This window comes from Aquabacter spiritensis, assembly GCF_004346185.1.
In the GTDB taxonomy this organism is placed as follows: domain Bacteria; phylum Pseudomonadota; class Alphaproteobacteria; order Rhizobiales; family Xanthobacteraceae; genus Aquabacter; species Aquabacter spiritensis.
Genome location: NZ_SMAI01000006.1, coordinates 1 through 12,324 on the forward strand (window position 1 = coordinate 1; position 12,324 = coordinate 12,324).

A 12,324-nucleotide genomic window follows, 5' to 3' on the forward strand; every position below is an offset into this window, starting at 1 on the left:
CCCAAAATCGACCGACGCCATAGCCAAAAACCGACCGGCCCCAACCCAAACAAAAACCCCGCCGAAAAATCGACGGGGTTTGTCAGCGGTCTGAGGCCGCCTTCAGGCGGCCTTCGGCTGAAGTTTCGCGGCAACGATCTTGTCGGGGTCCGACACCGGCTCGCCGCGCTTGATCTGGTCGACATTCTCCATACCCGAGATCACTTCGCCCCAGACGGTATATTGGCCGTCGAGGAAGCGGGCATCGCCGAAGCAGATGAAGAACTGGCTGTCGCCCGAATCGGGGCTCGCGGCACGCGCCATCGACACGGTCCCGCGGGTGTGCGGCTGGCGGTTGAATTCCGCCTTCAGCTTCTTGCCCGACCCACCCATGCCGGTGCCGGTCGGATCGCCGGTCTGGGCCATGAAGCCCTCGATCACGCGGTGGAACGGCGTGCCATCGTAAAAGCCCTGCGACACCAGTTCCTTGATCCGCGCCACATGGCCCGGCGCGAGGTCGGGGCGCAGCCCGATCACGACATCGCCTTTGGTGGTTTCCAGGACGATCACTTCCTCATCCATGGGCTGCTCCTTCGAGGTTGGACCTGTTGGTCGGACTAAGCGGCCGGTGGTCCGGCGCGCGGGTTGGCGAGACGCCGAGACGCGATAGGCGCCGCGGGCGGCTCACTTGACGTCGGCCGCCACCTGCATCTTCACGATGCGGTCGGGATTGGACACCGAGCCATTATTGGCCTTGGAGCCCTTTTTGATCTGATCGACGAACTGCATGCCCGAGACCACCTCGCCGACCACGGTATATTGGCCGTCGAGGAAGGACGCGGCATCCAGGCAGATGAAGAATTGCGAATTGGCGCTGTCCGGCGCCGAGGAGCGGGCCATGCCGACCGTGCCGCGCTTGAACGGGGTCTTGGAAAATTCGGCCGGCAAATTGGGGTATTTCGAGCCGCCCGTGCCGTTGCCGAACTGACCGTCGCCGGTCTGCGCCATGAAGCCGTCGATCACGCGGTGGAACGGCACATTGTTGTAATAGCCCTCGCGTGCCAGCAGCTTGAGGCGCTCGACATGCTTCGGTGCGAGATCCGGCCGGAGCGCGATCACGACGCGGCCATAGGTGGTCTCGAGATAGAGGGTGTTCTGGGGATCGCTCTTGCCCTGCGCCGCAGCCGGCCCGTGGGCGGCCACCATGAGCGCGAGAGCGAGCACGAGCCCGCCCGTGATCCGGCCGAAGACACTGCGCATGGACGTTCTCCTGGATTGCCGCGCGATCGCGCGATGGGCTGACGCGCCGAGGCGCGATGGGACTGACGCGCCTTGGGCGCGATGGGACTGAACGCCAAGGGCGCAACGCGAACGGGGCGCGGCGACGTCGGCCTCACGCAGGACGCTTCGGAAACTTCGCTTGCAGACGGCACAGCACCGCCGCCGGGACAAAGGCCGAGACGTCGCCGCCCATGGCTGCGATTTGCCGGACCAAGGTGGCGGTGATGGGGCGCACACGCGGAGAGGCGGGAAGAAACACGGTCTGGATCGCCGGCGCGAGGGTGCCGTTCATGCCGGCCATCTGCATTTCATAATCGAGGTCCGTGCCGTCCCGCAGCCCCCGGATCAACAAGCCGGCACCGGCCCGCTGGGCCGCTTCAACCACCAGATTGTCGAAGGTGATGACTTCGAGGCAGGTCCCCTCCTCTGCCGCGACCGGACCGCAGACCTCTGCGAGCATGTCCAGCCGCTCGGCCGGCGAAAAGACGGGCGCCTTGCCGGGATGGATTCCCACCGCCAGAACCAGCCGGTCCGCCAGTCGGCAGGCCGAGCGGACGACATCGAGATGACCGTTCGTCGGCGGATCGAACGAGCCGGCATAGATGGCGGTGCGGGTGGTGTGGGCGACGAGGCTCATGGGGCGGAAGGGTTAGCCCGCCCCGCTTCCCGGCGCAATGGGGCGCGCGCGACGCCGCCGGCCAGCCACTCGCGGCTGGTCCTCGGCTGCGCCCGCACGGCGCAGCCGAGCCGGAGTTTCATGCGCGAGACGCTGCGGATCCGCGCGTGCGTGCGGCGTAGCGCCAGGCTCAGAGATTGACGCCGCCGGACACCTCGATTCGCTGGCCGTTCACCCAACGGTTCTCCTCGCCGAGCAAGGCCGCGATCATCGGCCCGATATCGTCCGGCAGCCCGGCGCGGCCGAGGGCGGTGGCGGCGGCGACCGCCCGGTTGCTGTCTTCATTGTCGCGCACCATGCCGCCGCCGAAATCGGTCTCGATCGCGCCCGGCGCCACGGTGTTCGCCCGGATGCCGCGGGCGCCCAATTCCTTCGCCATGTAGCGCGTGAGCACCTCGATGCCGCCCTTCATCGCCGCATAGGCGGAGAAGCCGGGCCACGTGAACCGCGCGAGGCCGCTCGACAGATTCACGATGGCGCCGCCATCGGCGATCAGCGGCAGCAGCTTCTGGGTCAGGAAGAACGGCCCCTTCAGATGAATGGCGGCGAGTTGGTCGAACATCGCCTCGGTGGTTTCCGCGAACGGCACATAGATGCCGATGCCGGCATTGTTCACGAGAAAGTCGAAGCTTTGGCGGCCGAAGACCCGCTCCAGCGTGTCCCGAACGGTCGCGGCGAACCCATCGAACTGCGCGGCCTCGCCGACATCGAGCTGCAGCGCCGCCGCCTTGCGGCCCAGAGCTTCGATCTCGCGGACGACGTCGTCCGCCTCGCCGGCTTGCGTGCGATAGGTGAGGATGACGTCGACGCCGCGGTGGGCGAGGCTGATGGCGGTGTTGCGACCGAGGCCGCGGCTGCCGCCGGTGACGAGAGCGATCTTGGTAGCATTGGTCATGGCAGATCCTCCAAGTGAGGGCAAAGATTTACCCGTGATGCGGCGCCGGAACTTGCCAAAACCCCCGAATGACTTGCCCGTTCCTCCGGACTCGTTGACGTCCCCGCCGGTTCGCAGCAGACTTCGACCATGAGGGAAATCCAGCAGACAGCCGGAAGCAGCGCCGCCGCGATGGAGTTGATCGCCCTCGCGAAGCGACATGCGGTCCACCCGCCCGATGCCGAAGGGCTGAGCTTTACGCGCACCGAGGGCATCGAACTGGTGAAGGCTGAGGCGCCGAGCGGGCATATCCGGACGATCTACCGCCCGTTGATCTGCCTCGTTCTGCAGGGTGAAAAGGAAGTGCTGAGCGGCGACACCCTGCTGCGGTTCGGCGCAGGTCAGTCGCTGATGGTGAATGTCGACGTGCCGGTGACCGGCCGGGTCGTGACGGCGAGCCGGCACGCGCCCTATCTCGCCGTCGCAATCGAGCTGGACGCGGCGCGACTTCGTGAAGTGATGGGGCAGATGGAGGCGGCGCCCGCGTCACCCGGCGATCTGCCGACCCGCATCCTGGTCGAGAAGACGGACGGGGCGCTGCTCGACTGCGCGCTGCGTCTGGTCCGGCTTCTGGACCATCCCCAGGCGCTGGCCGTGCTGCGCGCGCCGATCTTGCAGGAGATGCACTATTGGCTTCTCGCCGGCCGTCATGGCGGCGCGATGCGCCGGCTCGCGATGCCGGACGGCCACACCGCGCGCATCGCCCGCGCCGTCGCCGTGCTCCGCGCCGATTATGCCCGCCCGATGCGCGTGGAAGAGCTGGCCGCGGCGGCGGGCATGAGCCCGTCCTCCTTCCACCAGCATTTCAAGGCGGTGACGACGCTGTCCCCGCTGCAATTCCAGAAGCAGCTCCGGCTGCTGGAGGCGCGTCGGCTGCTGCTGGCCGAAGGCCGGGCGGTGAGCCATTCCGCCTTCGCCGTGGGATATGAGAGCGCGTCGCAATTCAGCCGGGACTATGCGCGCATGTTCGGCGCCCCGCCGCGGCGGGATCTCGGGATCGGCCGCGCGGTGGCCTGAGCGTCGGCGGGTCCATCGGCGGTGACCCGCAGGGTGTGCCGCTTGCCCTGCCGCGCGGGGCGCGGCAGGGCAAAGAGGGTATCGCTCAGGCGTCGCCGCCATTGGCCGGCGGCTCGGCGTCGAGGCCGGCGGCATCCTCTTCCTCGGGAATATGCTCCACCGAGACCACGCGCTCGCCTTCGGCCGTGTCGAACACGATCACGCCCTGGCTCGCCCGCCCGACGATCCGGATCCCGTCCACCGGGCAGCGGATCAGCTGACCGCCGTCCGTCACCAGCATAATCTGGTCCTGGTCCTCGACCGGGAAGGAGGCGGCGAGCCGGCCGTTGCGCTCGTTGACCGCCATCGCGACGATGCCTTTGCCGCCGCGGCCGGTCACCCGGTATTCATAGGACGATGTGCGCTTGCCGTAGCCATTCTCGGACAAAGTGAGGATGAATTGCTCGGCCGCGCCCATCTGGGCGTAGCGCTCCTCCGAGAGCCGCGCTTCGGCCGCGACGGGCTCCTCGGCCTCGGCCTCGACGACAACCGGCTCCTCTCCGGCTTCGGCCGCGCCATTGCTGCGCCGCACCGCACCGGCGAGGCGCAGATAAGCGGCCCGTTCTTCGGCCGTCGCGTCCAAATGACGAATGATCGCCATCGAAATGGTCCGGTCCTTGTCCTCCAGACGGATGCCGCGGACCCCGACCGAATCGCGGCCTTTGAAGATCCGCACGTCGCTCACCGGGAAGCGGATGCAGGCGCCGTCGGCGGTCGTGAGCAGCACGTCGTCATCCTCCGTGCAGAGCTGCACCGAGGCGATGGCATCGCCGTCCTCGAGCTTCATGGCGATCTTGCCATTGCGATTCACCTGGGAGAAATCGGCCAGCGCATTGCGCCGGACCGTGCCCCCCGTGGTCGCGAACATGATCTGGATCCGCCCTTCGGAATCGGCCTCCTCGGGCAGCGGGACGATGGAAGTGATCCGCTCGTCCTGTTCGAGCGGCAGGATGTTGATCAGAGCCTTGCCGCGCGCCTGGGGCGCCGCCGCCGGAAGACGCCATACCTTCAGCTTGTAGACCTTACCCTTGGAGGAAAAGAACAGGACCGGCGCGTGGGTGGAGGCGACGAACAGCCGGGTGACGAAATCCTCGTCCCGCGTCTGCATGCCCGAGCGCCCCTTGCCGCCGCGGCGCTGCGCGCGATAGGCGGAGAGCGGGACACGCTTGACGTAACCGGCGTGGGAGACCGTGACGACCATCTCCTCCCGCTGGATGAGATCCTCGTCCTCCAGGTCGCCGAACCCTTCGACGATTTCCGACCGCCGCGGCGTATCGAACTCGGCTTTGATCGCCAGCAGCTCGCCGCGGATGATGTCCATCATCCGCACCCGGCTCGCCAGGATCTCCAGATAGTCCGCGATCTCGATCGCGAGCTTGTCGAGCTCCTCGGCGATCTCGTCGCGGCCGAGGGCGGTGAGGCGCTGCAGCCGCAGATCGAGGATCGCGCGGGCCTGCTCCGCCGAGAGCCGATATGTGCCGTCCTCGGCCAGAACGTGCCGCGGATCGGCGATGAGCGCGATCAGCGGCGCCATGTCCTTTGCCGGCCAAGCACGCCCCATGAGGGACTCGCGGGCCGATGCGGGGTCCGGCGCCGATCGGATAAGCCGAATGATTTCATCGATGTTCGCAACCGCGATGGCGAGACCGACCAAGACGTGGGCGCGGTCGCGCGCCTTGCGCAGGAGGAATTTGGTTCGCCGGCTGACGACTTCCTCGCGGAATGCGATGAAGGCGGTCAGCATGTCGTGGAGCGTCATCACCTCCGGCCTGCCGCCGGACAGCGCGACCATGTTGGCGCCGAACGAGGATTGCAGCGGCGTCATGCGGTAGAGATTGTTCAGGACCACGTCGGCCTGGGCATCCCGCTTGATCTCGATCACCACCCGCATGCCGTCGCGGTCGGATTCGTCGCGGATCTCGGAAATGCCCTCCAGCCGCTTTTCGCGGACAAGGTCGGCGATCTTCTCGATCATCGTCGCCTTGTTCACCTGATAGGGAATCTCGGTGATGATGAGCGCCTCGCGCTCCTTGCGGATGGTCTCGATCGCGACCTTCGCCCGCACCATGATCGAGCCGCGGCCGGTGAGATAGGCTTGCCGGATCCCGGAGCGGCCCAAGATCAGGCCGCCGGTCGGGAAGTCCGGACCCGGGACGACATCCAGCAGCGCCTCGGGATCCATCTCGGGATCGTCCATCAGCGCCAGCACGCCGTCGATCACCTCGCCGAGATTGTGCGGCGGGATATTGGTGGCCATGCCGACCGCGATGCCGCCCGCGCCATTCACCAGCAAGTTCGGAAACTGTGCGGGAAGAACCGTCGGCTCGCGCTCGCTGCCGTCGTAATTCTCCTGATAGTCGACCGTGTCCTTGTCGAGATCGTCCAGCAGCGACTGGGCGATCTTTTCGAGCCGGACTTCGGTGTAGCGCATCGCCGCCGGGGGATCGCCGTCGACCGAGCCGAAATTCCCCTGCCCGTCCACGAGCGGCACCCGCATCGAGAAAGGCTGCGCCATGCGCACCAGAGCGTCGTAGACCGACTGGTCGCCGTGCGGATGGTATTTACCGATCACGTCGCCGACGACGCGCGCCGACTTGCGGTAGGAGCGGTTCCACAGATAGCCGTTCTCGTGCATCGAGAAGAGGATCCGCCGATGCACCGGCTTCAGCCCGTCGCGCACGTCCGGCAACGCACGGGCAACGATCACGCTCATCGCGTAATCGAGATAGGACCGCGAAAGTTCTTCGGTGATCGAGACCGGCCGGATTTCGGAGGGCAGCGCGCCGCTTCCGCCCAGGCTATCGTCTTCAGCCAAAACGCTCGTCTTTCCTGATGAACAGACTATCGCCTCTTCTACCCGATTCAGCTTTGCCGCGCCAGCGAAACAACCTCGATCGCCGGTTCACTGACCCTTTATAATCAATGGCTTAGCAGGGTGTTGCGGAAGCGAGTGCCGATCGGTCCCGATCGGCACCCCAGTCGGCGTCATTTGTCGAGGAATCGGCGGATCGCCTCGCCGGCCTCCTGGATGTTGGCGATGCCATCCAGATGGCCACGCCCGCCGCTGATCTTCACCTGCTCCACCGGCGCACCGCCCTTGCGGATCTCGTCCGCGGTCCGCTGGATCGCCGAGGGATGGAACAGCAGATCGCCGTCCGAGGAGATGAGGAGGACCGGCGCCGTAATGCGCGCGAGCCCGACATCGCCGCCGGCGGCGAAAATCTGATTGGCCTTGACGAGGTAGAGGAAATGATTGGCGTCGGCGAGTTCCGCGCGGGCCGCGGCGATCTCGTCGAGCTTCGCCTCGACGGCATATTTGTTCGCCATGTCCTGCGCCGGGTCCTTGCCCGGCTCGGCCCATTTGCGGCCGAACGTGGTGTTGGCCCACGGGGCGGCGCCGGCACTGAGCGTCACGATCTTCAGCGCCTGGGTCAATCCGGCCTTGGGGGCCGCACGCCCATAATAGTTTCCGCCGTTGAAATTGGGGTCGAGGCGGATCGGCGAGGCCCAGGCGTCGAGCCAGGCCACCAGCCAGCCATCCGCGTCGCCGGAGCCGATCACCGGCACGATCCGCCCGACGACCTCGGGATAGCCGGTCGCCCATTCATAGGCCTGTAGCGCCCCCATGGACGGCCCCATCACGGCATGCAGCTTGGCAATCCCCAGCTCGTCCAGCAGGGCCTTCTGCACGTTCACGAAATCGCGGATCGTCACGAGCGGGAAACGGGGTCCGTAGGGCGCGCCGGTGTCGGGCGCCTTGGTGGCCGGCCCGGTGGTCACGACATTCGGGTCGTGGGCGTTGAGATTGACCAGGGTGTCCGACGAGAGAATGTAATATTTATCGGTATCGAGCGGCTTTCCCGGGCCGATAATGGCATCCCAATAGCCGGGCGCGGGGTCGGTGGGCTTGTATCGACCGGCGGCGTGACTCGTGCCGGAAAAGAAATGCGTGATGAGAATCACATTGCTCTTCTCGGCATTGAGCGTGCCGTAGGCTTCCCAGCCGACCTTCACGTCCCTGAGGGCTGCTCCCCCTACCGTGGTGTAGCTCGGCAGGGTGAAGGTCTGCTTCTGGACGAGGGCATCGAGCGCGGCGGCGGGCGTGACCGCCAGAGCGAAGGCGCCGAGCAGGGCGGCGATGCGGACGATCGCGCCGACGCGTTTACGCTCCGGCGTGCCGTGATGTGACGAGGCAGTGGGCGTCATTTGGTCCTCCCCGGCCGTGCGTGGTCTGCGGGCCGGCACGAAGCGCGGTCCCGAAGCCAAACGATGCCGGCCAGGAAGGGTTTCACCCGGCGATGCGCGCGCACGCGGCAGGCGAGCGTGCACATCGCCTCTCCTGCGGTCCGGATCGCGACGGCCCAGGCGGGAGAATAGCGCCGAAACGCCGCACCGCCCAGATCAAGACGCACCGCCCGCCTTGGACGGACGGTGCGTCGCGTCTCACTCGAGCTTGATGCCCAGCTCCTGAATCAAACCCTTGTACTTGGCGCTTTCGGCGCGGGTGAAGGCGGCCGTCTGCTCGACCGACAGAACATGGACATCGGCGCCCTCGGCGAGGAAGCGCTCCTTCACCTCGGGGCTGGAAATGATCTCGTTGATGTCCGTGTTGAGGCGGGTGATGATCGCGGCCGGGGTGCCTTTCGGGGCGAAGAAACCGACCCAGAGCGTAATGTCGAAGCCCGGAATGTTCGCCGCCTCGGCCACGGTCGGCACATTCGGCAGGCTCGCGGCACGCTGGGCGGAGGAGACGGCCAGAAGCTTCATGCGGCCGGCACGCACATTCTGCACCGCGGCGGGCAGGCCCGAGAAGAACAGGTCGACATGGCCGCCGAGAATGTCGTTGAGGGCCGGTCCTGCGCCCTTATAGGGGACGAGCGTGAAGTTCGCCTTGCTCTTCGCCTTCAGCATGTCGGTGGCGAAATGGCTCGGCGTGCCGATGCCGGAAGAGGCGAAGGTAAGGCCGGCGGGGGTCTTCTTCGCCAGTTCGATCGCCTCCTGCACGGTCGAGAAGGGCGCCTTCTCCGGCGCCACGAGGCCGAGCGGCACCACGGCGGCGAGCGCGATCGGCAGCAGGTCCGCCTGGGGATCGTAGGCGATCTTCATCAGAAACGGATTGATCGAGATTTCCGCGGTCTGGCCGACCAGCAGGGTCTGTCCGTCCGGCGCCGACTTCACGACATAAGAGGCGGCGAGCGAGCCGCTCGCGCCGGCGCGGTTGTCGACCACGACCGGCTTGCCCAGCTTCTTGGCGAGGCGATCGGAGATCACCCGTGCGATCACGTCGCCCGTGCCGCCGGCGGCATAGCCCACCACCAGCGTCACTTCGCGGGTGGGATAGGTCTGTGCCAGAGCCGGGGTTGCCGCCATCAGGGCGGCGAGACCCGCAGCGGCAGCCAGTCGGCGCGCGATTTTCAAGGCGCGCGCGCCGGCATGGGATTGGGCGTCGTGTCGCATGGGGTGTCTCCCGGTCTATGTTGGGTGGAAACGGGCGCCGGTCATGCGATCGGCGCCTTGTGCTCGTCATCGATCGTCCGGGTGTCCCCGGTTTCGATGAGGGTGCGGGTCGCGTCCACGGAGGCGTAGATCCACAGGATCTTCATGCCTTCGCTGTCGGAGCGGTTGATGAAGCGGTGCGGGATATTGGCCGGGATGAAGGTGGTGTCGCCCGCCTCCACCTCGTGCGCGACGCCGTCGATCTCGGCGATCGCCCGGCCCTCGAGCAGCATCACGCTCTCGTCGCAATTGTGGCTGTGCAGCGGAATCGCGGCCTTCGGGGCGAAGATCGTGATGCCGTTGATGAAGGACGTCGCGCCGGTACGGCGCGTCACCAGAGGGATCGTCTTCGCCCCACCCCCGCGCTCGCGCGCGGGGATTTCGGAGGGACGCAGGATCGCCGCCTTACGGTCAGTCATGTGCGCCTCCCTCAGGCCTTCGCCGGTCCGATCCAGACCGTCTTGATGTTGACGAACTCCCGGATGCCGTAGACGCCGAGTTCACGCCCATAGCCGGACTTCTTGATGCCGCCGAAGGGCAGCCGGGGATCGGAGGCGGTCATGCCATTGATGAAGACCGCGCCCGCCTCGATGCGGCGCGCGAGCTGCTTGCCGCGTGCGACGTCGGCCGTCCACAGCGCCGCGCCGAGGCCGAACTCGGTCGCATTGGCGCGCATGATCGCCTCGTCGGCGTCACGCACACGGATGATCGCCGCTGCCGGGCCGAACGTCTCCTCGCAGGCCGCCGCCATGTCGGGGGCGACATGGTCGAGGACGGTCGCGGGGTAGAAATAGCCGGGGCCCTCCGCCGGCTTGCCGCCGAGCTTCAGCACCGCGCCGGCTTTCACCGAACGCTCCACCTGGTCGTGCAGCGTGTCGCGGAGATTGCCGCGGGCCATCGGCCCGATATTGGTGTCCCGCTCCATCGGATCGCCCATCTTGAGCTTTGCGACCCCGGCGCAGAACGCCTCGGCGAAGGCGTCGGCGACCGAGTCCTCGACGATGAAGCGCTTGGCGTTGATGCAGCTCTGGCCGACATTGATGAAGCGCGCCTTGACCGCGGTCGCGGCGGCGGCGGCGATGTCGGCATCGGCCAAAACGATGAACGGGTCCGAGCCGCCGAGTTCCAGAACCTGCTTCTTCAGCGCCTTGCCGGCCTGCGACGCCACGATCATGCCGACCTCAGTCGAGCCGGTCAGGGTCACGGCGGCAATCCGGTCGTCGGCGATCAGGCCGCCGACCGAGCTGGAATCGATCAGCAAGGTGCGGAACAGGCCCTCGGGGCAGCCGGCCTCGCGCATCACCTCTTCAACCGCCAGCGCGCACTGCGGGACGTTGTTGGCATGCTTGAGGATCGCGCCGTTGCCGGCGGCGAAGGCCGGCGCGGCAAAGCGGAAGAACTGCCAGAACGGGTAGTTCCACGGCATGATGGCGAGCACCACGCCGAGCGGGTCGAACACCACGGCGCTCTCCGCGGCGTTGCTCTCGGTGGCCTCGTCGGCCAGGAAGACCGGCGCCTGATCGGCATAGAAGTCGCAGTTCCAGGCGCACTTCTCGACCTCGGCCTCGGCCTCGGGGAGCGGCTTGCCCATTTCCTGCGTGATCAGTTCGCCGTACCGGGCTTTGCCGGCGCGCAGCGCGCGCGCCATCGACCGCAGCAGTTCGACCCGTTCGGTGATCGGCACGCGCGCCCAGTCCGCCTGAGCGGCGACGGCGGCCGACAGAGCCGCGTCGACCTCCGCCGGCGTATGGACCTCGAACCGCGCAAGTTCGGCTCCGGTTGCGGGATTGAGCGAAACAATCATGGCGTTTCCTTGAATCAGGCCGCGTCCGACTGCGCGGCGGCGGCGATATTTGCACGCACCACACGGGCAAAGTCATCCGTGCCGATGGTACCGCCGAGATCGCGGGTGCGGGTTTCGGGTTTTTCCAGCGCCGTCTCCACCGCCGCCTCGATCAGCCGCGCCGCCGCCACCAACCTATCGTTGCCGTCGCGCCGGCCGCGCCAGTCCAGAAGCATCGCCGCCGACAGAATCAGCGAAGTCGGATTGGCGAGGTTGCGCCCGGCAATGTCCGGGGCGGAGCCGTGCTGGGCCTGGGCGACGCAGATTTCGTCGCCGGCATTGATCGAACCGGCCAGCCCGAGGCTGCCGCACAATTCGGACGCCTCGTCGGACAGAATGTCGCCGAACATGTTGGTGGTGACGATGACGTCGAAGCTGTCCGGCCGGCGGATGAGAAGCGCGCTGGCCGCGTCGACGATGAGATCGTCGAGTTCGACGTCGGGATAATCCTGCGCCACCTTGCGCACCTCTTTCAGGAACAGTCCGTCCGACAGGCGCAGCACATTGGCCTTGTGCACCGCCGTCACCTTGCGGCGGCGGCCGCGCGCCAGTTCGAAGGCGGCCCGGGCGACGCGCGCCGAGCCCTTCGCGGTGACCTTGCGCACCGCAAGCGCGATATCCGGCTCCGGCATGAATTCCCCGCTGCCCGCGAACATGTTGCGGTCGGCATAGAAGCCTTCGGTGTTCTCGCGCACGATCACGAGATCCATCGGCTTGCGCAGGATGCTCATACCCTCGCGCGAGAGGCAGGGGCGCACATTGGCATAAAGCTCGAAGGTGACGCGCAGCGCGCCCGAGGGATTGATGCCGCCCTCCTCCCGGGTCGGATATTCATAGTGCGATACCGGGCCGAGGATCACGCCGTCCATCTGCGGGACGCGCGTGAGGACCTCCGGCGGCAGGGTCGTGCCGCGCTCCGCCAGCGTCTTCAGCCCGATCTCCATCGTCTCGAAGACGAAGCCGAGGCCGAGCCGCTCATCCGCGGCCGTCAGGACGGACAAGGTGGCCGCGGTGATTTCGGGGCCGATGCCGTCACCGGGAAGCACCAGGATCTTCATG

General features: G+C 67.0%; 11 protein-coding genes. 1 reads left to right on the plus strand and 10 read right to left on the minus strand.

The features are described 5' to 3' along the window. Window positions 1-102: 102 nt before the first annotated feature. The 4 genes from EDC64_RS10985 to EDC64_RS11000 form a co-directional block, all read right to left on the minus strand. Window positions 103-561, minus strand: coding sequence for a peptidylprolyl isomerase (locus tag EDC64_RS10985; RefSeq protein ID WP_132031353.1), 459 nt, complete (start codon window positions 559-561; stop codon window positions 103-105). A gap of 102 nt (window positions 562-663) precedes the next feature. Next, a complete protein-coding gene (locus tag EDC64_RS10990; protein WP_420808957.1) occupies window positions 664-1,218 on the minus strand; it encodes a peptidylprolyl isomerase in 555 nt (184 codons plus the stop codon). Window positions 1,219-1,372: 154 nt separating this feature from the next. Further along, window positions 1,373-1,897, minus strand: a complete 525-nt coding sequence (gene coaD / locus EDC64_RS10995; protein ID WP_132031354.1) for a pantetheine-phosphate adenylyltransferase — start codon at window positions 1,895-1,897, stop codon at window positions 1,373-1,375. A 169-nt stretch (window positions 1,898-2,066) separates the two neighbouring features. Further along, on the minus strand, window positions 2,067-2,831 hold the full coding sequence (locus EDC64_RS11000) for an SDR family NAD(P)-dependent oxidoreductase (RefSeq protein WP_132031355.1): 765 nt from the start codon (window positions 2,829-2,831) through the stop codon (window positions 2,067-2,069). A 129-nt stretch (window positions 2,832-2,960) separates the two neighbouring features. On the opposite strand from EDC64_RS11000, the gene EDC64_RS11005 reads away from it, so the two are divergent. Then, window positions 2,961-3,887: an AraC family transcriptional regulator gene (locus tag EDC64_RS11005; protein ID WP_245504656.1), complete on the plus strand. Its 927-nt coding sequence runs from the start codon at window positions 2,961-2,963 to the stop codon at window positions 3,885-3,887. Between the two features lie 85 nt (window positions 3,888-3,972). On the opposite strand, the gene gyrA is transcribed toward EDC64_RS11005, so the two are convergent. The 6 genes from gyrA to EDC64_RS11035 all read right to left on the minus strand — a co-directional run bounded on the left by gyrA (window position 3,973) and on the right by EDC64_RS11035 (window position 12,323). After that, window positions 3,973-6,741 carry a DNA gyrase subunit A gene (gene gyrA / locus EDC64_RS11010; RefSeq protein ID WP_207916023.1) on the minus strand — a complete coding sequence of 923 codons (2,769 nt, stop codon included), beginning with the start codon at window positions 6,739-6,741 and terminating at the stop codon, window positions 3,973-3,975. A 170-nt stretch (window positions 6,742-6,911) separates the two neighbouring features. After that, entirely contained in the window at window positions 6,912-8,132 is a 1,221-nt protein-coding gene (locus EDC64_RS11015; protein WP_132031356.1) for an E22 family MetX-like putative esterase, read from the minus strand. Between the two features lie 237 nt (window positions 8,133-8,369). Then, entirely contained in the window at window positions 8,370-9,383 is a 1,014-nt protein-coding gene (locus EDC64_RS11020; protein ID WP_132031357.1) for a Bug family tripartite tricarboxylate transporter substrate binding protein, read from the minus strand. A gap of 41 nt (window positions 9,384-9,424) precedes the next feature. Continuing rightward, a complete protein-coding gene (locus tag EDC64_RS11025; protein WP_132031358.1) occupies window positions 9,425-9,841 on the minus strand; it encodes a cupin domain-containing protein in 417 nt (138 codons plus the stop codon). An 11-nt stretch (window positions 9,842-9,852) separates the two neighbouring features. Further along, entirely contained in the window at window positions 9,853-11,226 is a 1,374-nt protein-coding gene (locus tag EDC64_RS11030) for an NAD-dependent succinate-semialdehyde dehydrogenase (RefSeq protein WP_132031359.1), read from the minus strand. A gap of 14 nt (window positions 11,227-11,240) precedes the next feature. Next, the gene (locus tag EDC64_RS11035) at window positions 11,241-12,323 is read right to left on the minus strand and encodes an isocitrate/isopropylmalate dehydrogenase family protein (protein WP_132031360.1); all 1,083 of its coding nucleotides are present in this window, start codon (window positions 12,321-12,323) and stop codon (window positions 11,241-11,243) included. Window position 12,324 lies beyond the last annotated feature (1 nt).

What these genes read in the sequence shown, in the direction of transcription:
- coaD (WP_132031354.1), bottom strand. Translation starts at nt 1,897, where the DNA reads ATGAGCCTCGTCGCCCACACCACCCGCACCGCCATCTATGCCGGCTCG.
- EDC64_RS11000 (WP_132031355.1), bottom strand. Translation starts at nt 2,831, where the DNA reads ATGACCAATGCTACCAAGATCGCTCTCGTCACCGGCGGCAGCCGCGGC.
- EDC64_RS11015 (WP_132031356.1), bottom strand. Translation starts at nt 8,132, where the DNA reads ATGACGCCCACTGCCTCGTCACATCACGGCACGCCGGAGCGTAAACGC.
- EDC64_RS11035 (WP_132031360.1), bottom strand. Translation starts at nt 12,323, where the DNA reads ATGAAGATCCTGGTGCTTCCCGGTGACGGCATCGGCCCCGAAATCACC.
- EDC64_RS10985 (WP_132031353.1), bottom strand. Translation starts at nt 561, where the DNA reads ATGGATGAGGAAGTGATCGTCCTGGAAACCACCAAAGGCGATGTCGTG.
- EDC64_RS11025 (WP_132031358.1), bottom strand. Translation starts at nt 9,841, where the DNA reads ATGACTGACCGTAAGGCGGCGATCCTGCGTCCCTCCGAAATCCCCGCG.
- EDC64_RS11005 (WP_245504656.1), top strand. Translation starts at nt 2,961, where the DNA reads ATGAGGGAAATCCAGCAGACAGCCGGAAGCAGCGCCGCCGCGATGGAG.
- EDC64_RS11020 (WP_132031357.1), bottom strand. Translation starts at nt 9,383, where the DNA reads ATGCGACACGACGCCCAATCCCATGCCGGCGCGCGCGCCTTGAAAATC.
- EDC64_RS11030 (WP_132031359.1), bottom strand. Translation starts at nt 11,226, where the DNA reads ATGATTGTTTCGCTCAATCCCGCAACCGGAGCCGAACTTGCGCGGTTC.